Genomic DNA, 21,279 nt, shown 5'->3' on the forward strand with positions numbered 1-21,279 from the left:
TGATAAAAAACAGAGGAGAAATGACGTTTTCCAATTGCTGCGTCGATTTCATCAATGCAAAATGGATTGTACTTGGTGGTAAACAGTGTTACTCTAAAAGTCTGTGTTCGACAATACATTTGAATAATAGCCACCATTTTAGTTGTAAAGAAAGGTAACACTATGATAAAAGTTGATAAACTATCCTTCTCGTTTCCACAAAAAGAACTATATAACAACATTTCATTTACGTTTGAAGAGACACAACATTGCGCATTTATCGGAACAAGTGGCAGTGGGAAAAGTACACTGATCGATATCCTGATGGATCCGGAACGATATTTGTTCGAGGGCAAGTTAGAGATAGACCCTGATTGCAGAATCGGGTATGTGAGTCAGTTTTTACAAGTAGACAAAACGAAAGAAATGACTGTTTTTGAATATATCGCGGAAGAATTCATCAAGATACAAGATGAAATTACAGCGATTTATGCGGAGATGGCCACCACATCGGATATGGATTCGCTGATGGAAAAGGTTCAATTGGCTTTGGATGCCTTCGAGGCGATGGATGGGGATAATTTCGAAAAAAACATCAATAAACAGTTAAACCTTGCCAACCTCATGAAGCTCAAAGATCTTAGTATATCCGCCATAAGCGGCGGGGAATTCAAACTTATTCAAGTGATGAAGGAAATGCTGAATCGTCCAGACTTAATGATTATGGACGAACCCGATGTATTTTTAGACTTTGAAAACCTAAATGCACTTAAAAAGCTTATTAACTCCCACAAGGGAATGCTGCTGGTCGTTACGCACAACCGGTATCTGTTGAATCATTGTTTCAACAAAATCATACACCTTGAAAACACAGAAATCCAGGAGTTTGACGGACGATTTATCGATTACAACTTCTCGCTACTTCAGACTAAGATCGAGCTGCAAGAAATCGCGGTTGCTGAAGCTGAAGAAATTGAGAGATACGATCACATCATCGACAATCTTAGAGAGATCGCCACGTATAATTCGGAAGCCTCCAGAGGCAGAGCGTTAAAAGCCAGAGTCAAGTTTCAAGAGAGATTGGAAGCACGTCGAATAAAAGAACCCTTTGTCGATATCAAACAGCCGAATATCAGTTTTGGTATCGATAAGGAAATGGAAGAAGCTGTTGTGGTTAAAGTCAATAATTATAGCGTTTCCTTTGATGAGCTGCTTTTGGAAAATGTGAACTTTGAGATCAAATCGACAGATAAAGTAGCCCTGATTGGTCCAAATGGAACCGGGAAAACGACTTTACTCCGAGAAATCTTTAAAAACAATCAGGATTCCATTGAAATCAATGCTGATGTTAACGTGGCTTATTTATCTCAGGTTCAAGGCGAAATGCTAAAAGATTCGAATACCATACTAAATGAATTCATAGATGCTGGGTTTCAAACGTATGATGAGATTAGATCGTATCTTCCAAACTATGGCTTTGAAGGAGAAATCCTTGATCAAAAGATTGAATCGTTATCTGGCGGAGAAAAAAACATGCTCCAATTGGCTAAAGTTTCTGCCAGTCAAGCCAGCGTATTGCTCCTAGATGAACCGACAAGCCATTTGGACATATATACACAAATCGCATTGGAGAAAGCCATTGAAGACTACAAAGGTGCGATTCTCATGATTTCTCATGATTTCTATTCTGTTGTAAATGGTATGGATTATGTTTTAATTATTGAGGACAAGACGATTAGCAAAATGAGTATACAAGAATTTAGAGAGATGATTTATGCGAGTCATTTTGATGAAGACTATCTAGAAAATGAACAAAAGAAAAAGTCTGTTGAGATGAAAATCGAATTGGCTTTAAAAGATACTAATTTTGAACTTGCCAAAGTTTTGGTTGATGAGCTTGAAGAGCTGATTAAGTTGCTTTAATTACAGCTCTCTGATTGAAATGATTACAAGAACATTGTTCCATTAAAAGTCGCTATTTTAGCGGCTTTTTTTATTTTATCGGTACAAGTTCGTGTCCAGAGCTAACGGTGATTGGCTGCTTTCATTCAATTAAAGGCAGGTTATGGTAACTTTCAACTTTTAGATAACGTATAATTTAAACAGGATTCTAGCCATGAATACATTTAATGGAGGGGTTAGATTGAACAAGTATGTGTTATATATCGTTGCAAGTGTAATTTGTATATTGACACCTGCTGTTGGTCTCTTATATGGTTTGTGGGATAGCCACCAACCCAAAATAGGACCTGTCGGAGATGGGAAACCGAATTATCCTACAATACCTCAATGGATATCTGTTGCCTCTTCTTTTATCTGTGGAATAGTTAATCTACCTCTAGCCATAATTCGATACAGACAAAACATAAAGCCTAATAAAGATATTAAAAGTTAATGTTCTTACAATAACGGGAAAATCCTCAATAAGCTATCAGGCAGGTACGTTATTGGGAATGAGGAAAAATGATATACTTGACTCTAGTACATTATAGTGGGTATTATTTCCAAAAAAAATGATGATTAGGAGAATAGACAATGTTAATTTTAGGATTAAAACAATCTCACCATCATGGAAAGCGTTAATCCATTCCTTTAAAAATTGGGGATGGGTTAACGCTGTTCGCGCTTACCATCCTGCGATATGCAACGCGCAGGACTTAGGTCTGCGCGTTTTTTATTTTGTTGTTACAAAAGAAATGGAGGAGTAAAAATGGCAATCATGACAGATTCAAGAGGTAATATTTTTTTGGAATTTATTAATATCGAGTATGATAAGGTCACAACAATTACACTGGATGCTCCACTAACACATGCTCTAATCGTGGCGAAGTACCAAGGAAAGTATCTCTTCATGCATAATAAGTGGAGAAAGAAATGGGAACTGCCAGGAGGTATTATTGAAGCTGGAGAGGATGCTCAACAATGTGTAATTAGAGAATTATTTGAGGAAACCAATCAAAATATTGATACTGCTGAATTCAAAGGTTTAATGAAGTTTAGACTTCAGCCAAGTTTTCATGGACCTGAACGGACAGAGTATGGAGCTCTATTCGTGGGTGAACTGTACCAACTTGATGATTTTGTTGATAACGATGAAGCTTCTTCAATTATCCTTTGGGATGGTATATCAGAGATTGGTGATGTCGCAGAAATAGATAGGAAGTTAATTGAATTCGTGTGAAATATGATTAAGCTAATGGGAAACGGGCCATGAGATCTGAATCTCAGTAAAGAAAAAATAACAATTGTTCTAGGTATACGATAGTTCCACAAAGCGAAAGGACCATCCCCAAAAGGGATGGCCTTAAACTTACCTTTACAGGCAGAGCGGAGAGCCAATTGGTATCTCAATAGAATTGCCCGTATCAAAACGAACGTAACAAAGAAGTAATTTAATCCATGAATTCTCTTACATCTCAGAAAACCGAAGAACATTGTTCCATTGAAAGTCGCTATTTGGCGGCTTTTTTTATTTTATCGGTACAACTGAAAACCGTATATCTAAATCCAATGATAAGAATATGTTCCGAATTTATACTAGATTTACACCTAAATTCCTTTCTTGCCTAACAAATCGAGTCTGGCTATTCATAATAAATGGCCTCATAAGGAAACTCTAACTTATTCATACGATATTCTTTGGGCGACATGGACATATATTGCCGAAAAACTTTGCCGAAATAGCTGGGACTCTCAAAGCCGCATTGTTGGCCAATTTGGGAAATCGGAAGTTCCGTCGTGCGGAGTAGTCTAATTGCAACCTCAATCCGTCTGTCTTTGAGATAGGCTAGCGGTGATGTTTTCTCGGATTTCTGAAATAACCTGCACAAGTAGTGTTTATTGATATCGCAATGGCTGGCCAGCAGATCGAGCGTCAATGGAGATGCATAATTCTCTCGGATGAATTTTTTACATTTCTCGATCGTTGTTATTGAAAGGGCACCGATATCCTTCTCCGCATCCCGACTCGTCTGCACTAGGATAAGCAACCATCGATAGATTTGCATGGACAAGCGATACTTGTCCGTAATTTTCTCTTGATGAATCAAATGGATAATTTGCCATAACTCTTGAATCAAGGGAGAGTCCGCGTTTCGTCGAATGACATGTCCCTCATTATCATGGATCATATCCCAAATTCGGTTGGCTTCATCCCCGCGAATGTTTATCCATATGAATTCCCATGGTTCGTTGTTCTCTTGCTTATAGTAATAGCAATGTTCTCCGGAGATTTTAACAAGTAAGGCATGTCCCTTTGGTAAAGGAATCGTTTGATTTTCAATATCCAGATAGCCCTGACCATTTAGCGTATATTGAAAAACAACGTGCCCCGGGTCAGGTCTGTTATCACTTGGACAGCGATATTCCTCGCTGGAGACGGTCTGCCATCCAATAGAGTCCAGTGTCATGATTGATGTATCGTCATTACGAAAAGCATAAGAGACCGTATGAACCATACTTTCATCTCCTGCCTAAAAAAGTCAATTATATTATATAATACGTCACATTTTTTAGATTGTCTGTCTTTTTTTAGACCTGTAAGATAAATGTAAGCGGTAACATAAGAAGGGGGTGACTGTAGTTTGTGACCATTTGACAACCAGAAGGGCAGATCGAACTTGAGATTTCATGGGGCTGCCTTAATGACAAAAAGATATCTTTCCCCAGATTCTAAAATGAATTTTTAGATAAGGAGGAGTTAATCCGATGAACCGAAGAACTGTTTCCATCCAGAAATCAATGTTTGTATCTTTATTAGCACTCCTTATGGTTATTTCACTGGCTATCCCCCCGGCGCCGGTGCGTGCAGAGTCATCAGCAAGTCTGCCTGGTCGCCAGGCAGAATATCTTAACCGGGGTCTGGTTGCGGTTCTTGTAGACAACGGCGTTTTTTTAAGCTGGAGGTATTTAAACAATGATCCTGATGAGATCGCTTTCAATATATATAAAAACGGAACTAAAGTAAACGCATCGCCCATAAGTGATGTGACGAACTATGTGGACACAACTGGCTTTGACAGCTCCCAATATCAGATCTCCACCATCGTTGCGGGCAAGGAGCAAATGCTGCCAGAGGTTGTATCGGTCTGGCATAATGATTACTTGCCTATTCCGCTCGATAAGCCGGCCGACGGCCGGACCAAAGACGGTGGAACTTATTCGTATTATGCAGGTGACGCTTCCGTTGCGGACTTGGACGGCGACGGCGAATATGAAATCGTCTTCCTATGGAGTCCGAGCAATTCCAAGGACAATTCGCAGGCAGGATATACCGGCAATGTGTATATCGATGCCATCAAACTGGACGGGACGAAGTTGTGGAGGATTGACCTGGGCGTTAACATTCGTGCAGGAGCGCACTACACGCAATTAATGGTGTATGATCTGGATGGCAATGGAAAGGCCGAAGTTGTTGTCAAGACGGCGGACGGCACGAAAGACGGCCAAGGCACGGTCATTGGCGACGGTACGAAAGATTACCGAAACGAGAGCGGATACATACTGTCAGGGCCGGAATATCTGACGTTGTTTGACGGTGAGACTGGCGCGGCCGTATCCACCGTGAATTATGATCCGCCAAGAGGCAATGTCAGCGATTGGGGCGATGGCTATGGCAACCGTGTAGACCGGTTCCTTGGCGCCATCGCTTATCTGGATGGCACGAAGCCAAGTGTCGTGATGAGCCGGGGTTATTATACCCGCACTGTGCTTGTTGCTTATGATTATGTTGGTGGGGAACTCGTCAAACGCTGGACGTTCGACACAAACGAAGCAGGATCACAATATCAATCACAGGGCAATCATAATCTAAGTGTGCTGGATGTCGACAATGACGGCAAGGACGAAATCATGTTTGGCGCTCTAGCCATAGACGATGACGGCAGCTTGATGTACAGCACCGGACTCGGCCACGGCGACGCTATGCACGCCGGCCAGCTCGATCCAAACCGTGAGGGCTATCAGGTCGTAAGCGTGCATGAGCATTCGGATGCTGCATACGGACTGGAGATGCGCGATGCGGCAACAGGTGAAATTCTATGGGGGGAGAAAACAGGTTTTGACACCGGTCGTGGGATGTCGGCGGATATTGATCCGAACTATCCGGGATACGAATCATGGGCCACAACCATTACCAATGGGCAGAGCGTTCCCGTGACCAATACCTATTCGGCTGCCGGAGAGGCTATCTACACGGTGGACGAAGGGCCCAAAACCGCCAATTTCGCCATTTGGTGGGACGGAGATCTTCAGCGGGAGCTGTTTGACCATGAATGGGATAACAGTACAGCCAAAGGTATCCCGCTCATATATAAATGGGATTACGAAAACAAAAAGCTGAATGAAATCTTCCGGGCGACCGGTACGTTAACGAACAACCATACCAAAGGGAATCCGGCTCTTCAGGCGGACATTCTGGGAGATTGGCGAGAGGAAATTCTGCTGCGGAGCGAAGATAGCTCGGAGTATCGTCTCTACACGACGACCATTCCTTCAGATTATCGCATCCCTACGCTGATGCAGGACCCTGTATATCGACTTGGTGTAGCCTGGCAAAATGTAGCCTACAATCAGCCGCCTCATACCGGCTTTTATCTTGGAGCGGAAGCTACAGCATTCCCTAAAGCTGATCTGGCATTGACCCGCGAAGCAGAAATGCCGGAGCCGGTTTACCGCTTTGATTTTGGTACAGAGACAGCGTCAGGAAATACGGCTATACAAGACACGTTATACACACAAGAGACGGGATACGGCTTCAAGGATACAAGTGGTGTTACCGTAGGAGTAAACGAGGTTTCGGTTGCGACCGGTACGACCTTTGCTGTTGACCTGCCAAATGCCAATTATAAGGTGACGCTACGGTTGGGCAATGATGCGCATGACTCGAACGTTGGAGTCAAATCCGAATTTGTCCAGAAGCTTGCCGTAACGAATGTGACAGCTGGAGCACCGTTGGAGTATTCCTATGATGTTGCATTGGTGGATGGACAGCTCGATTTCTTATTCACCGGTACAGCCATAGACATTCAGGACATCCTCATCGAGAAATATCCGGAGAAAACGGCCGGTGCGGCAACAACGATCTATATGGCTGGTGATTCAACCATGCAATCTTACAGTGAAATGCAGGCTCCTCAAGAAGGATGGGGTCAGCAGTTCGGACGTTATTTCTCCAATGGGGCAGTCGTCGTGAACGAGGCGATCGGCGGCCGAAGCAGCAAATCCTTTATGGTAGACGGTCGTCTCGATACGATCCTGCAGCGAATTAAGCCAGGGGACTTCTTCTTCATTTCCTTTGGTCATAACGATGCCAGTGCAGGGATACCGGACCGGTATGCATCACCAGAAGACTATAAAATCTACTTAGCTCGTTATGTAAACGGTGCCAAACAACGCGGTGCTACACCAGTATTGCTCACTCCTGTTGGACGCAGAGACTTCAATACGGTGACTCAGGAGTTCAACGTCAGCTTCCCGGCATACGTGCAGGCTGCCAAAGAAGTGGCAGAGGAGCTTGACGTGCCGCTGATTGATCTGAGCAAGTTAAGTATTGCGTACTACGACAAAATTGGTAATACCGCTACGGAAAAAGTTTTCCTATATGCTAATCCGGGTGAATATCCAAAATACCCGAATGGGATCAACGATAATACCCATTTCAGCAGTTATGGTGCACACAAAATTGCCGGACTCGTTGCTGGTGCGGTCAAAGACATGAAGCTGAGCATTTCATCCCTGGTCATCGACCCGGATATTCCCGAACCCGAACCAGAGCCGGAAATCCAGCTATATGAGGAGGATTTTGAAGGCGACGCTGCCAACTACCAGTATGCAATGGTCAATGCCACGGGTATTGCAGGGACCATGACAGGAACAGTGGTTGAACAGTCCGGAAATAAGGTACTGTCCGTCACAGGGTCCGGATCGGGCAATCGGGCCAAGGTATTCCGTCTATTCGATGCCGTAAACGGTGACAAGGTGAATGTGAACTTTGACTGGCAATCCGGTAATGTGAGTGCCTATCCGTCAGAAGGTCATCTCACGGTCCAGGATTCCAACGAAAATGCCCTGTTCACGCTGTTTACCAAAACCGGAAGCACCAAAATTCATTATTATGTCGGTGCATATAACCCGGACTACGGCACAGGAGATACAGCTATACCCGAAGGGGGAACGGCTACTGAGATTTCCAAGAATCAGTGGGTCACTGTGGATGCTACCGTTAATTTTGCGAAGAAAACGCTAGATCTGACATTAACAAATCTGGCGAATCCGACAGTTACACAAACGATTAATGATATCCCGCTGAGTTCTGGCGTATATGCTGACAACGTCAGAGCGATTCGATTCCTGGGCACGAGAAAAGGTGGTGGAGGCACGTTGAACTGGACTACCCAGATTGACAACGTGCGGATTGAAGGCACGAAGCTTCCTTCAGAGGGCGGTGATCAGACGGCCTTAATCGCTCTGTACGATGAGATCAAAGCACTTGATCTGTCGAATTATACAGAAGCATCGAAAGCTGTGGTGAATCGGGCTTTGGTAGCTGCGGAAGCGATATTCAATACGGAAGCCACCCAAGCTCAAGTTGACCATGCGTTTAACATGTTAACTGTTGCAAAGGATTCATTGACAAGTGAACCAAGCGAAGAAATAAACGAATACAAATTTGACTTTGGTTCCGGCGGCGCTGCCGAAGGATACATCAAGGTAGATGCCAAAAGAGCGTACATCGAAGGCAATGGGTACGGCTTTGCCGATACTGCGCTGACCAAAGATGAAAACCGGGAGACCGGGGATGCGCTTAAAGAGGATTTCACACGGGTAAACGGCACCTCCTTCCTGGTGGAGATGGAGCCAGCCAATTACAGGGTAACGATGATCATCGGGGATGCGGAGGAATCAACCAGCGCAAATGTTGTTGTAGAGCAGATGACAAAGCTGCCGCTCACAACCATTGCCAAGGGCGAATTCAAAGAAATTACGTACGACATTGCCCTGATTGATGGAATCTTCAATTTCAACTTCACCGGAAATGCACCGAAGATCAATGCGCTGAAGCTGGAACGTCTGCCAGATCACAGTGCAAGCGATAAACCTGTTATTTATTTGGCCAGCGATTCCACTGTGGCCAATTACGCGGAGAACTATCGTCCGCAAGCGGGCTGGGGCGAAACGTTGGGTCGATATTTTGATCCAAATGAAGTCAGTATTGATAACCGGGCAGTTGGAGGTTTGAGCAGCAAGACCTTCCTGGTCGGCGGATATCTTAACGATATTTTGCTCGACATTCACGAAGGTGATTATCTGTTCATGCAGTGGTCTCATAACGATTCCACCCCGTCCCGACCAGAGCGTTATCTTACGCCCGAGCAGTTTAAGTTATATTTGAAAGAATACATTAACGGTGCTCTGCAAAGAGGGGCGATCCCCATTCTGGTTACGCCAGTGAATCGTCGTGATTTTACCGGAGAGGTGCTGAACAAAAGCTTCCCGGAATACGTACAGGCGATGAAAGAAACGGCGCAGGAAACAGAAACACTCATCATCGATCTGAACCAGGCCAGTTGGGAGCATTTCCAGGAGCTTGGCACAGAAGGAACCAAATCGATATTCATGTGGGTAGGCACTACGGAAGACAATACACATTTGCAAATGAACGGTGCAATCAAGGTGTCTGAACTCGTGGCAGGCCTAGTTAAAGATTTGAATATACCGTTATCTGATTTTGTAACGCTGGAAGGGGAGTCACCGGAGCAGGAAACCCCGCATACTACTGCAACTGTGGAAGGAGAATCGCAGAACGACTGGTATACTTCTCCAGTACAAGTAACCTTCACAGCAAGCGATGAAGATTCCGAAATTGAAGGGACTTATTATCAAATCAATGGTGGCGAAACGGTGAGTGGCACACAGTTGACCCTAACTGAAGAAGGTACACACACCATCACCTTCTGGAGCATCGATGTTGATGGTAACAAAGAGAGCGAACAAACTTTGTCCATTTCCATTGATCTCATACCTCCAACTATTGAAATTCATGGTCAAACCGAATACACCATTGATCAGCACGTGGAAATTGGCTATACAGCGTCCGATACGGTATCCGGTGTGGTAGAACCGGAGGGTGTGCTCCTTGACACTCCGGCGTATACACTCGAACCCGGCCTGAACCAGGTTACGGCAACCGTCTCCGATTTGGCAGGCTGGGAACAGACGGTAGAATATCGTTTTGGGGTTATTGCTACATTCGACAGCCTGATCAATCTGACCAACTCCTTTGCTGATGAATCGATAGATCCGAATGCCGGCGTTCTTGCTAATCAGCTTGCGAACAAGTTACAGCAGGCCAAACAGGCAGCAAACGATCGTGAAGGAGCAAAAGCGCGTCAACTGCTTGCATCCTACGGTAATGACGTTCAAGCAGCTAAAGAAACCGTATTTACGGATGAGCAGGCAAGTGTGCTAATGAAGTGGGAGGAATGGCTCCATCAGACGACCCCACTAGCAAACGGGGCTCCTGGCACTCCGGTGTTATCTGACAATAATGGTTACGACACGGGGCTCAAAGACGGTGACTATACAGTCACGATGAATCTGTGGTGGGGAAATAACGGCAATCAGTTCAAGCTGTATGAGAATGGTGAATTGATCAAGGAAATTTCTCTGGTCGATCAATCCCCATCCGCCCAATCTGTTCAAGTTGATATTACTGGAAAGAAAAACGGTACCTATATCTATACTGGAGAATTGATCAATGCACTGGGTACAACCATGAGTGTTCCACTTACAGTCGTCGTCACGGATGCTTCCCCGGGGCAAGCCGTTCTGTCGAACGACAACTGGGACGGTGACGGCAACTTTAATGTCACCATGAATCTGTGGTGGGGAACAAACGCAACCGAATACGAACTTTACGAAAATGGTGTGTTGGTTGACACACAATCTCTGCAATCTCATTCACCTGGTGCACAGTCTGCGGTTACCGCAATCTCCGGAAGGGTACCTGGAATCTATGAGTACGAAGCTGTACTTCGTAATTCTTCAGGGGAGACCAGATCTTACAAATTAAATGTGACGGTACGAGAGTAAGTCGAAATGTTTGAGGCATCTCCAATAACGTTAAGTGATTAGAACCGAAATAAGGTAAGTATATAAAAGTGCTACTCCTCATTATTTTGAGAAGTAGCACTTTTGTTTATTTTGAGAAATTGATTGCCTATGCATAGCCGTTCTTTTTGTTCTCAATATAGATGTAATAATAGAAAGCCAAATGCACGAAATTGACTAGCGAGCATACAACAAGCCATATGATTGGAGATGACAGGGTAGTCCAGATGCCCAACCAAGGCAGCACACGTCCTCCACCGATAAACGTCACCAGAGGGGAAAGCGACAAGAGAATTAGAACCGGGATCAGCCTTCCGAAAGTTATTAGAATCAATTTGCTGATCGTTAGTTGTTTGTTCCTCCGACGGATGCGAAAATAGGCAAACACGCCCCGTATTAAGGTAACCAGGATCAGCGCAATCACGATTATTTCCATATTTCTGCCGTTCAGAAAAGAGATTGTCGGCTTCTCCCCCCTCATTATATTGGCGATTCCATCGATAAAAGCCGAGTAATTCACAAAAGCGTTTAATCCGGAATTAAACATCACCGCGATACCCATCTGATCGTCCAAATAAACCATTTCTTCCGACTTGTACGTCCAGAAAATGCCGCTATGGGAGATCGTTCGGCGGCCGGACTCATCTTGGTTTGCAAGCCAGCCTATACCGTACGGACCGATGGTTCCTGCTGTGTGATATTGTTTCATTAACGCAGGGGAAAGCAAGCTGCCGTGATATTGGGCGAGCATCCATAGGGACATGTCCTCCGCGGTTGAAGCGATGCCTGCGGGGCCCTCAATGAACCAAAGCGGTTCCGATTGACCTATGGAACGTCCCAAACTCAAGTAATGTCCTAGCGGAATCGTTTTATTATCATTGATTTGCTGCGTCGAGGTGACGCTAAAGGTATGGTTCATTCCTAACGGTTCAAAAATATGTTTTTTCAGGTAATCGGAAAAGAATTCACCGCTGACGCTTTCCACGAGGTTCGCCAGCAATACGTAATTGGGATTATGATAGCTGTATGCTGTTCCTGGATTATGGGCAAGTTGAACCTTGTTTAATAATCGGTTGGTCTCATTCAGCGATTGGAATTGCGGATTTCTCGTCATATCGGGATTTACTTTGTCATTGAGACCACTGGTCTGATTCAATAAATGACGGATCGTGATGTCAAGAACACGGGGATCCTTAGGAGAAAGCTCGGGAAAATAGGAGGCGTAAGTCGCATCCAGGTCAATCATGCCTTTGTCCGCCAGCTGCAGAACGGCCAATGCGGTAAAGGACTTGCTTAACGAAGCAATAGGAAAAGGGGTTTCTTCCGTAACGCTTTGACCATCCGCGAATGTCCCGTAGCCTTTTGCGTAGAAGACCTCATCGTTATTGGCAATCGCCAGCGAAGCAGCCTTAATGTGATTGGCCTTCATGCTCCGAGTCATATATTCGTCGATCTCCTGCAAGACTTCTGTCCTGTCTCTGGCTTCATTGGCGGATACGGAGGTATTGCACATGGTAGATAACAACAACAACAAACAGCTGATTGTGATATACATTCTTCTTTTCATTTTTAACATGATAACACTCCTTGAATTCAAGATAAGGAAATGCTATCAGATAATTTTCAACTATTTATCAACTTGGGTCCCAATGCTTACCGTCACGTTTCCGCCGCCGTGAGATCCGTTTGCGACCTGGAGACTTCCTTCATGTTTTTCGCAAAACACCTTGCAAACGTAAAGCCCCAACCCGCGATGTTCGGTCGCATCCCACACTTCGCCACGATAAAAAGGGAGTACAGCCTTATACAGGGCTTCGTCCGAGAAACCAGGACCGTCGTCTGAAACGGTGATTTTCAGCGTGCCTTCCAGAAGGTCATAACGAACGTTCACTTGACTGGCTGCGTATCTGACCCCATTGGCCACCACATTTTCGAAAATCTGCATGACAAGATAGGGATCCACATGTATTAAGGCATTATCATATTTCAAAGAAGAGACGAAGCATATACCGAAATTCCTTGCTATTTGTTCGCCACTGCTGTCCAGTAAAGTCGTCAATGAGATCGTATCCATCGACTTGATGTTTAACAGGACATCCTCCAGCCTCTGAATCGAGTTCATGGCCTCCGCATAGCTCTCCAGACGCAAGATGTGAAGGTTCATGGTCTGAATCAGATCCAACACCTTTTCTTCCGATAACTTCTTCTCGGGCAGATAGGTGGCGAGAAGCTCAGCGTTTCCTTTTAACACTGACAGGGGTGTTCTTAGATCATGGGCAAAAATCGCATTGAGCTGCTTCCGCTCCTCAACTGAACGCCAGAGCGTCTTTACGTTTTTCTCCAACTGTGAACGCATGTTTTCAAATACCGCGATCAACTCGCCCATCTCGTCCCGGCTGTCATAGGAGATTCTGAAGCTTAAATCGTTGGCCGAAATGCTTTCGGATGCTTGCTTTAATAACTCCAGCGGACGTTTTAGTTTCCATCTATAAAATAGAACTGCCATGGTGATAATTCCAGTGGCCACGGTTAGCAGCACAGCCGAGACGAGGGAGGGCAGCACCCAATCCTTTTCTCCAAAACGCAGGCGCAGGTTCTCTGCCCAAGAGAACTCCAATGTTATGACGACCAGCACAGCAATGAGCGTGACCACGCACAACAGGATAAAAGATTGCAATAAGGTAAATCGCTTTAGCAGCGGCCTATTTATGAGTTTAGCCATTTGTATCCGACTCCCCAAACTGTTTCGATTCGGTTATCGCAGCTGTATTCCTTTAATTTGGAGCGAATACGCCGGATATGCTCCGCGATCACGCTGCTGTCGCCCAGACTGTCCATGCCCCAAATCGTTTCGTACATGCGTTCTTTTTCGAACACCATGCCGGGATGCGTGGACAGCAATTCGATAATGTCGAACTCTTTTTTGGCCAGAGGAATTCGCCTCTCCCGGTAGTAGAGTTCCCGGGCTGTGTAGTCAATAACCAAGTCATCACTAAACCTTACCGAGGATTTGCTTTGGGTTCGCTGTTCCCTGCGCATATGCGCTTCGACCCTGGCTCCCAGTTCGCGAATGCTGAAAGGTTTCAGGATATAGTCATCGCCTCCGGCCCGAAACCCGGCTATTTTATCTGCGTCTTCGATTCGAGCTGTTAAAAATAAGATCGGGCAAGAGACAAAGTCTCGAATTTTCTCGCATAATTGAAGGCCGTTCTGCTCAGGCATGTTGATATCTAGCAAAACGAGATCGGGTTGTTGTTCCACCTTCCGCAGCGCCTCCCGGCTGTCCTTGGCCGTTATGACGGAATATCCGTTTATTTCAAAGTAATCGGTCAGCAACTTTCGAAGATCTGCTTCATCGTCCACGATCAGTATTTTAGGCATTAATGCTCTGTCTCCCATATCTAAATGTTTGCATTCAGCATAGCAAAAATCTTCAAGCAATGTAATCTTCATTGAAATAGGATCTTTTACCCAAAAATCAATAAGTATTTGGGGGAGGGAAAACTTTAGCAAATTTTTCATTTCGTAAATATTCTAAGTATATGGTATAAATTTCAAAAAAAGAGGTGTAGATAATGAATACATTAAAATGGCTTCAGAACTGGTATTATGAAAACTGCAACGGGGATTGGGAACATTCATATGGTGTGAAAATTGATACAGTGGATAATCCCGGTTGGTCTGTTGAAATCGACTTGACAGATACTTATTTAGAGGATATGTTTTTTGATTCGGTAGAAGAAGAGAGAAATGATAAAGATTGGTTTTACTGTATTGTGAGGGATGGAGTGTTTCATGGCGCAGGAGGAGCAATGAATCTAGAAGAGATACTAGTTTACTTTAAAAATTGGGCTTCAAGCATAGAGAAATAATAAAAATGGAAATGTTAAAAAACATCGATCATCACATGGAAATTTAAAGAAATACCTTAAAGGTCCCACATGAACATGATTGGAAGCTTCATAGAAGTCTATGGAGATCGTGAAGGGAGACTCAAGATGTATAGTTACGATGAATTCACTGAAGACTTAAATCGTGGACACGAAATAGAATTTGACTTGAATGATACTCATTTCTTAATCAGTTATAATGAAAGTGGCTGGTACTGTATTAAGGAAAATGAGGAATCGCAAATTAAGTATGAATCCGTTGAGCAACTATTAAATGAGTTCAAGATTAATGATAAAACATTAAAAAGTTTATGGGGAAATATCATTGTGAGTGACATATTTTGACTAACATCGTGAACAACGTTATCTGTTAAAAAGCCGTTATAGTATGGGAGGGCAGTAATGGCAGGAAAGAAAAGGGTTAAAGTGAAGTTAGGAGATGTCTTCGCGATAAGACTTGATCAGACTCGTTATTGTTATGGACAAGTTGTTTCTGAAGGAAGGATATCAGATTGTATGGTTGTATATGATCTGGTATCAATGGAACACCCAAAGGTCAGTGAAATCACGTCGAAACCAATCATTTTCTTAATACAGACTGTGAATTCTAGGATTGAAGATGGCATCTGGAATGTGATTGGAAATGGGCCAATATTAAGCATGACATTTCCTTTGTACAAAGTGGAAACTGAAAATGGATATCTGTTGGTGGATCATAAGGGTGATGTTGTAAATGAAGACCCCAGTGCTTCAGAGATTGAAAATGTTCCCGAGTTGGAGTCTTGGTCACCTGTTAGTTTAGAAAAAGCAGTCAATGCTAGGTTTGTAACAGGAGAATGGGACTCCTATTATAATGAGTTAATTTATAAAGATTAGTTTATGTTTAATTTAACCTTGATGCTGTGTGATCAGTACTTAATGGTTAATGAGGTGAACAAGAGGTGGAAAACAGCTATGAAAAATAGAAACATAACAGGTATTGTAGTGGCCGTAATTTATTGTGTTGTTCTTTATGTTTTTTTAACTGATGCCCCCCCTGGTGAAGCTCCAAATAATCCGTTTTGGGTATATTCATTGTTTCCACTCGGAGTTGTTGTAATTACGTCTCTTTTTGATTATGTGATTAAGTTCGATTTCTTTAGAAAAAAATAATGACACCGTTCGTTTATTGGGCGGTTATGAAAGCTTTGTTTATGAATACCATAAAAACAATGAATCTTTCATATTGAAAATTTCACATACAATTAGAAGATCAAGAAATAATATACAGGGTGAAATTGAATTCTTAAATTTTTTGTCGAATAAAGGACTGGCAGTTTCAAATGCTGTTCCATCGACCAGGGGTAATATGGTTGAAGAAATTGCTTCAGAAAATGGTTCGTTCCTAGCTATTTCATACGAAATGTCTCTTGGAAAAGAAGTGTCGGATGAAGATTGGAATGAATCGCTTTACGAAAAATGGGACGAATTTCTGGGGGGAATTCATCATGCCACAAAGAGTTATGAATGGAGTAATCCGGCGTTTAAACGACAAGCCTGGGATCAAGAAGTTCAATTAAAGGCGGAGAAATATCTGCGACCTGATGATGTAATGATTTCGATTCTAAAAGAAAGATTAACAAAACTTACTTCTCTGCCCAAGTCCAAAGATACATACGGTTTGACACATACTGATTTTCATCAAAGTAATTTTTATCTGCATAATGGAGACATTTATTTGTTCGATTTTGATGATTGCGGTTATACATATTTCGTAAACGATATTGGGATTACATTGTACTATGCACTTTCTTATCCGTTTAAGGAATTTGAAAATAAAACGGAATATTATAGATTGTTTTTCCGCCATTTTATGAAAGGATATCTTAAGAATAATACAATCCAAGAAGAAGAAATAGTATATTTACAAGATTTTATTAAACTACGTCATGCATTGCTGTATGTTTATTTTCATCAAGCAAATGATGTGTCAAATTTGAATGAAGAAACAATGAACTGGTTAAAAGAGCTTCAACGAGTAGCCGCTTCTGACGAACCTATGTTGCCGATTGATTTTGTTCAAGAATTTAAAAGCATTCATAATAGTATTCATTAACTTGAAAGCATGGAATTTTACTAACGGAGGGACTGACTCAACGCAGCCGGCTCACGCTGCATCAGAAGCGTAGAATCAATATTCCGGTGCGGCGTACTTCGCTACGTCCGGCTCGAATACGGCTCCATGGGATAAGTCCAGCTCCACATGGGCAGTTCCGCGAACGTCGGGAAATTGAAAAGCCAGCGGAACATCTACATCAACCTATGGGAGAAGAATAGTTGTATAAAGCGAGATCAAAATCAGGGCCATCCGGCGAAGGATGGCCTTTAACTTGCCATCACAGACAGTGCGGAGAACCGAAGCACATGACAGACTCATTCTTTTGAATAGGGCGTAATTCCTCTTGAGTATAAGTTCTCCACTAACTTGAAAAATTCTTCTGACGATAAATCTTTTTGACGCTGGAGCCAAAGACGAAATAAAGAAAGGGAGGTTGTCAGATAAAACTCAATGAAGTATGGCGTTAAGGAATGGTTTTGTGGCACGTTTAATTCTAATTGATTCAAAGTGATTTCTTTTTTTAAGCGTTTTAAAAAACGGGCACTTCCGTAATCACCCAAAAGGGAATTAAGAACCAGGAGATGTTCTCTTTTGTCCAGACAATTAAGCGTATCTTGAACCATATTCACCGATAGCTCTTTATTCGCCATTTCTTTTTTCAATTCATTCAATAAATCATTTTCAACAGAGTCTAACAATTCGTAAATGTCAGTAAAGTATTGATAAAAAGTGCTTCGGTTAAATCCTGACTTGTTCGAAATTTCCTGAACCGAAATTTTCTCAATCGGCTTTTGGCTATATAACTCACAGAAAACTTCTACAAATTTTTGTCTTGTTTTCTCCGTTATTTGGGGTTGCTTTTTCATGTTTCCCTCCTAATAGCAATAAGATTATCGTCCGACAAATCGTGAAAAACTGATGGTTGATCAAGAAATAATAAAGATTTACAATCACATCATACAACATGTTGTCGGATAATAGAAACTAATTGTTAATAAATAGGGGTGGCTTATATGTCAGCAAAAAAAGATAGAATTTTAATCTTTGGTGCAGGTGTGATCGGGAGCATGTACGCAATTAAGCTTATTGAAGCAGGGGTTGATGTTACCCTGTTTGCACAATCTAATAGATCTAAATCATTAAGAGAAAATGGCCTGCAATATAAAGAAAAAAATACAGTTAGATCGATAAAAGTGAATGTCATTGATAGGCTCGAAAATGATGATATATACGATTTTATTTTCGTTACCGTTCGTTATGATCGCTCCGAATCAGCTTTGTTAGCACTAAAAGATAATCAAAGCAAAAATATAGTTACGATGACCAGTAATTCGATTGGATTTTCTTCATGGCTGGATATCATAGGGGACAGACTTTTACCAGCTTTTCCCGGTTTCGGTGGACAGATTAAAGATGGCGTATTGCATACTCGATTTCTACCAAAGATTATAGCGGCAACTGCATTTGGAGAAATTAATGGTGTAGTAACAGAGCGCATAGAAAATCTCACGATATTATTTAAAACAGCAAAGCTTCCTTACGTTATTAAAAAGGATATGCAAGCGTATCTAATCACACATTCCGTATCAGACATTGCCATGTTAAGCTTTTTACAGTCTGGAAATAAGACAATTGACAATAAAACTGCCAGAACCAGAAAGACAGCACGCAAAATATCAGTCACTTTAAAAGCGTATCTAAGGGCAATTCAAAAAGCTGGCGTTTCAATTGATCCGCCAATGCTTAACATGGTTCTTAAATTTCCAAACTTATTTTTGGATCTTGTCTTTATGACATGGCTACGAACTAAGATGGTTAGAGATATGATGTTGCCGGATTATGCGAGTAATGCTAACAATGAGATTGTGCAGTTGAGTAATGATTTAATGAAATTTTTAAGTCAAAATGATATCAAACCGGAAATCCTTGACTAAACTAACGGAAACGATAATTGAACAACAACAGCGGCAGTCTAAGACTTTATTTATTAAGTCTTGTTCTGTCGCTGCTTTATTTATTGGATTCAGTCTGAAACTTTATTTTCTCAGAACATCAATTTTCCGAAACACGTAAGGTTGAACACTTGTATAGGCATAGGTAAAAACCGAGTAGACATAATTAACTGTGTTGGTGAACTGTACATTATCGGGCTGGATCTCTTTTGGGAGACGCACTCTGAAAATTCAGTCTTTAGTATGAGGTGAACGATGTGGAAGTCCGTATAATTAGGAATTGAAAGGAGAGTCATATCTTACTCAAAATGGGAATCTTTTTGAACAAATTGGAGGTTGAAAAGATTGGAGCGGCACGAAAAAAACATGAATGCACCAAGCTTGTTTCGCAATCGGTTCCTGCAGACGATTTTATTATCAAGCGTGCTCCTGCAGGTTGGCATTTGGGTACGTAATTTCGCAATTCTTCTGTACGTTGCGGAGAGAACAAACAATGATCCATACGCTATTTCGCTAATCAGCGTAGCCGAATTCGCACCAATTTTTGTTTTTTCGTTCATTGGAGGTACATTTGCCGACCGCTGGCGGCCAAAGCGAACGATGATCTGGTGCGATTTATTATCCGCGGTATCGGTATTCGTAGTACTTCTGACCATACATTACGGTTCTTGGCACTCCGTTTACCTTGTCGCATTCATCTCAGCTATTCTTTCCCAGTTCTCTCAACCTTCAAGCATGCGTTTGTTTAAGTATCATGTGCCAGAAGAACAGCTCCAGCAAGGGATGGCTCTATTCCAATCACTGATGGCCATCTTCATGGTGCTTGGTCCTATGCTCGGAACCTTCGTTTACAGCACACTTGGCCTTGAAATATCAATCGCTGTCATGGGCCTGGTATTTCTGCTCTCTGCACTCGTTCTTATTCGTCTGCCAGAAGATCATATGCAATCTCAAACCGTCGCTGTAAAAGGGCAGTTCCGTAAAGAATTTATTGAAGGCTTCCGCTATGTTTGGCGAAGCCAAGTACTGCGTATGCTCGGACTGGCATTTATTCTCGCGGGACTGGCTGTTGGCGTAGCCCAAGCGCTCAACCTGTTTATCGTAACGGAGCGGCTGGGCAGAAGCAAGGAATTCCTGCAGTATCTGCTAATGGTTAATGGTGCAGCTATGCTGATTGGTGGCGGGATCGTGGCCGCTTTCGCCAAGCGGGTTCCGCCGCAGATTCTTCTCGCAATAGGTATGATCGCAGGCGCAATCTGCACAGCCATTGTAGGGTATTCGACAAGCGTACCACTCACCCTGACCGTTCAATTTCTGAATGGACTTGTTTTCCCGTGCATTCATATTGGGATCAGCACAATGATTCTGAAATGGTCAGACGCTTCGATTGTCGGCCGGGTGAACGGGGTTTTGAATCCGATGTTCGTTGGCATGATGGTCGTTTCCATGTCTTTCGCTGGCGCATTAAAGGGAGCCTTTTCGCTTGGTATAATCTATAGTGGTGCAGGATTATTATTTCTTCTTGGCGCACTGGTCATGGTTCCAATCATGAACCAAAAAGCGCCTGATAATACACATATTGCACAAGAGACATAATTTCGCGATATCTATAAAATTTTAATGAGAAGAGCCGGTCATGAAGAAGTGATCGGTTCTTCTTCATTTCCTGGGGGTAAGCCCGCCAGAGTCATAGTGATAAATAAATTGAAGATGATTGTTTTAGGAAATGGGCCGTTATTATAGCGGCTTTTTTTGTTTTAAGGAACCAAGTTCGTACCAAGATTATGACAAGTTCAAGGAGAATGCCTTTGAAGCGCAGGGCATTGTGCACGATATCAACGATTATTTTCATGCGCATTACCGAGAGGGAGAAAACCTGAACTTTTCTCGGAAAGAGCTATAATTCGAATATAGTTTCCAGGTAGTGTTAAATTTATAATTAAATTATCCTAATGAAAGGGTTTTCATTAATACGAGATTGAAACTTTGGAGGTGCTTTATGGGGGGCAATAAAAAGAATTTTTTCCGTATGGGGGCAACATTGTTGTTGTCGCTGAGCGTTGTGCTGGCTGGTTGCTCAGGCGGTGCAGGTAACTCCGGAAGCGGAGAAGAGAACAGTGCAGGAAGTGAAGTGGGGGCTGACAATCCGATAGAAATCTCGGTATTTCTGAACGAGGCCGGGCAGCAGCCAACCGCTGACAACAAGATTTACAAAAAAATCAAAGAAGAACTCGGCGTTACATTCAAATTC

Annotated in this window: 15 protein-coding genes and 1 pseudogene; 11 read left to right on the top strand and 5 right to left on the bottom strand. The window is 42.8% G+C overall.

What is annotated here, in order from left to right; all coding sequences use genetic code 11:
* Positions 1-162 precede the first annotated feature (162 nt).
* Both DC345_RS30900 and DC345_RS30910 read left to right on the top strand, forming a co-directional pair.
* The gene (locus DC345_RS30900) at positions 163-1,902 is read left to right on the top strand and encodes an ABC-F family ATP-binding cassette domain-containing protein (RefSeq protein WP_113056407.1); all 1,740 of its coding nucleotides are present in this window, start codon (positions 163-165) and stop codon (positions 1,900-1,902) included.
* Between the two features lie 787 nt (positions 1,903-2,689).
* Positions 2,690-3,160 carry an NUDIX domain-containing protein gene (locus tag DC345_RS30910; protein ID WP_181586800.1) on the top strand — a complete coding sequence of 157 codons (471 nt, stop codon included), beginning with the start codon at positions 2,690-2,692 and terminating at the stop codon, positions 3,158-3,160.
* 403 nt (positions 3,161-3,563) lie between these two features.
* Here DC345_RS30910 and DC345_RS30915 read toward each other — a convergent pair whose 3' ends face one another.
* A complete protein-coding gene (locus DC345_RS30915; RefSeq protein WP_064637772.1) occupies positions 3,564-4,436 on the bottom strand; it encodes a helix-turn-helix transcriptional regulator in 873 nt (290 codons plus the stop codon).
* Between the two features lie 250 nt (positions 4,437-4,686).
* On the opposite strand from DC345_RS30915, the gene DC345_RS30920 reads away from it, so the two are divergent.
* On the top strand, positions 4,687-11,070 hold the full coding sequence (locus DC345_RS30920) for a rhamnogalacturonan lyase family protein (protein ID WP_113056410.1): 6,384 nt from the start codon (positions 4,687-4,689) through the stop codon (positions 11,068-11,070).
* Between the two features lie 127 nt (positions 11,071-11,197).
* Here DC345_RS30920 and DC345_RS30925 read toward each other — a convergent pair whose 3' ends face one another.
* From DC345_RS30925 to DC345_RS30935, 3 genes are read right to left on the bottom strand one after another with little or no spacing between them, the layout of a single operon-like run.
* Positions 11,198-12,664 (bottom strand): serine hydrolase domain-containing protein, encoded by a 1,467-nt coding sequence (locus DC345_RS30925; RefSeq protein ID WP_113056411.1) that lies wholly within the window; start codon positions 12,662-12,664, stop codon positions 11,198-11,200.
* 51 nt (positions 12,665-12,715) lie between these two features.
* Complete coding sequence (locus DC345_RS30930; RefSeq protein ID WP_113056412.1) at positions 12,716-13,810, bottom strand: HAMP domain-containing sensor histidine kinase; 1,095 nt, start codon at positions 13,808-13,810, stop codon at positions 12,716-12,718.
* Positions 13,795-14,469 carry a response regulator transcription factor gene (locus tag DC345_RS30935; protein WP_113056421.1) on the bottom strand — a complete coding sequence of 225 codons (675 nt, stop codon included), beginning with the start codon at positions 14,467-14,469 and terminating at the stop codon, positions 13,795-13,797. The genes DC345_RS30930 and DC345_RS30935 overlap by 16 nt, the downstream gene beginning before the upstream one ends.
* A gap of 194 nt (positions 14,470-14,663) precedes the next feature.
* On the opposite strand from DC345_RS30935, the gene DC345_RS30940 reads away from it, so the two are divergent.
* The 5 genes from DC345_RS30940 to DC345_RS30960 all read left to right on the top strand — a co-directional run bounded on the left by DC345_RS30940 (position 14,664) and on the right by DC345_RS30960 (position 17,073).
* On the top strand, positions 14,664-14,960 hold the full coding sequence (locus DC345_RS30940) for an immunity 53 family protein (RefSeq protein WP_113056413.1): 297 nt from the start codon (positions 14,664-14,666) through the stop codon (positions 14,958-14,960).
* 69 nt (positions 14,961-15,029) lie between these two features.
* A complete protein-coding gene (locus DC345_RS30945) occupies positions 15,030-15,323 on the top strand; it encodes a hypothetical protein (protein WP_181586801.1) in 294 nt (97 codons plus the stop codon).
* A gap of 57 nt (positions 15,324-15,380) precedes the next feature.
* Complete coding sequence (locus DC345_RS30950; RefSeq protein WP_113056415.1) at positions 15,381-15,854, top strand: Imm26 family immunity protein; 474 nt, start codon at positions 15,381-15,383, stop codon at positions 15,852-15,854.
* Positions 15,855-15,932: 78 nt separating this feature from the next.
* Complete coding sequence (locus DC345_RS30955; RefSeq protein WP_113056416.1) at positions 15,933-16,130, top strand: hypothetical protein; 198 nt, start codon at positions 15,933-15,935, stop codon at positions 16,128-16,130.
* A gap of 16 nt (positions 16,131-16,146) precedes the next feature.
* The gene (locus tag DC345_RS30960; protein ID WP_258530964.1) at positions 16,147-17,073 is read left to right on the top strand and encodes a phosphotransferase enzyme family protein; all 927 of its coding nucleotides are present in this window, start codon (positions 16,147-16,149) and stop codon (positions 17,071-17,073) included.
* 317 nt (positions 17,074-17,390) lie between these two features.
* On the opposite strand, the gene DC345_RS30965 is transcribed toward DC345_RS30960, so the two are convergent.
* Positions 17,391-17,942, bottom strand: coding sequence for a TetR/AcrR family transcriptional regulator (locus tag DC345_RS30965; RefSeq protein ID WP_113056418.1), 552 nt, complete (start codon positions 17,940-17,942; stop codon positions 17,391-17,393).
* Between the two features lie 147 nt (positions 17,943-18,089).
* On the opposite strand from DC345_RS30965, the gene DC345_RS30970 reads away from it, so the two are divergent.
* The 3 genes and pseudogenes from DC345_RS30970 to DC345_RS30980 form a co-directional block, all read left to right on the top strand.
* The gene (locus tag DC345_RS30970; RefSeq protein ID WP_113056419.1) at positions 18,090-19,010 is read left to right on the top strand and encodes a ketopantoate reductase family protein; all 921 of its coding nucleotides are present in this window, start codon (positions 18,090-18,092) and stop codon (positions 19,008-19,010) included.
* A gap of 384 nt (positions 19,011-19,394) precedes the next feature.
* The gene (locus DC345_RS30975; protein ID WP_113056422.1) at positions 19,395-20,624 is read left to right on the top strand and encodes an MFS transporter; all 1,230 of its coding nucleotides are present in this window, start codon (positions 19,395-19,397) and stop codon (positions 20,622-20,624) included.
* Positions 20,625-21,027: 403 nt separating this feature from the next.
* Positions 21,028-21,279 (top strand): annotated as a pseudogene (locus tag DC345_RS30980) (sugar ABC transporter substrate-binding protein); the annotation flags it as partial.

The sequence above is a fragment of the Paenibacillus taichungensis genome, from assembly GCF_003287275.1.
In the GTDB taxonomy this organism is placed as follows: domain Bacteria; phylum Bacillota; class Bacilli; order Paenibacillales; family Paenibacillaceae; genus Paenibacillus; species Paenibacillus taichungensis_A.

Coding starts and splice junctions, on each gene's coding strand:
- DC345_RS30920 (WP_113056410.1), top strand. CDS start 4,687: ATGAACCGAAGAACTGTTTCCATCCAGAAATCAATGTTTGTATCTTTA.
- DC345_RS30910 (WP_181586800.1), top strand. CDS start 2,690: ATGGCAATCATGACAGATTCAAGAGGTAATATTTTTTTGGAATTTATT.
- DC345_RS30925 (WP_113056411.1), bottom strand. CDS start 12,664: ATGTTAAAAATGAAAAGAAGAATGTATATCACAATCAGCTGTTTGTTG.
- DC345_RS30965 (WP_113056418.1), bottom strand. CDS start 17,942: ATGAAAAAGCAACCCCAAATAACGGAGAAAACAAGACAAAAATTTGTA.
- DC345_RS30975 (WP_113056422.1), top strand. CDS start 19,395: ATGAATGCACCAAGCTTGTTTCGCAATCGGTTCCTGCAGACGATTTTA.
- DC345_RS30930 (WP_113056412.1), bottom strand. CDS start 13,810: ATGGCTAAACTCATAAATAGGCCGCTGCTAAAGCGATTTACCTTATTG.
- DC345_RS30950 (WP_113056415.1), top strand. CDS start 15,381: ATGGCAGGAAAGAAAAGGGTTAAAGTGAAGTTAGGAGATGTCTTCGCG.
- DC345_RS30915 (WP_064637772.1), bottom strand. CDS start 4,436: ATGGTTCATACGGTCTCTTATGCTTTTCGTAATGACGATACATCAATC.
- DC345_RS30935 (WP_113056421.1), bottom strand. CDS start 14,469: ATGCCTAAAATACTGATCGTGGACGATGAAGCAGATCTTCGAAAGTTG.
- DC345_RS30900 (WP_113056407.1), top strand. CDS start 163: ATGATAAAAGTTGATAAACTATCCTTCTCGTTTCCACAAAAAGAACTA.
- DC345_RS30970 (WP_113056419.1), top strand. CDS start 18,090: ATGTCAGCAAAAAAAGATAGAATTTTAATCTTTGGTGCAGGTGTGATC.
- DC345_RS30945 (WP_181586801.1), top strand. CDS start 15,030: ATGAACATGATTGGAAGCTTCATAGAAGTCTATGGAGATCGTGAAGGG.
- DC345_RS30955 (WP_113056416.1), top strand. CDS start 15,933: ATGAAAAATAGAAACATAACAGGTATTGTAGTGGCCGTAATTTATTGT.
- DC345_RS30940 (WP_113056413.1), top strand. CDS start 14,664: ATGAATACATTAAAATGGCTTCAGAACTGGTATTATGAAAACTGCAAC.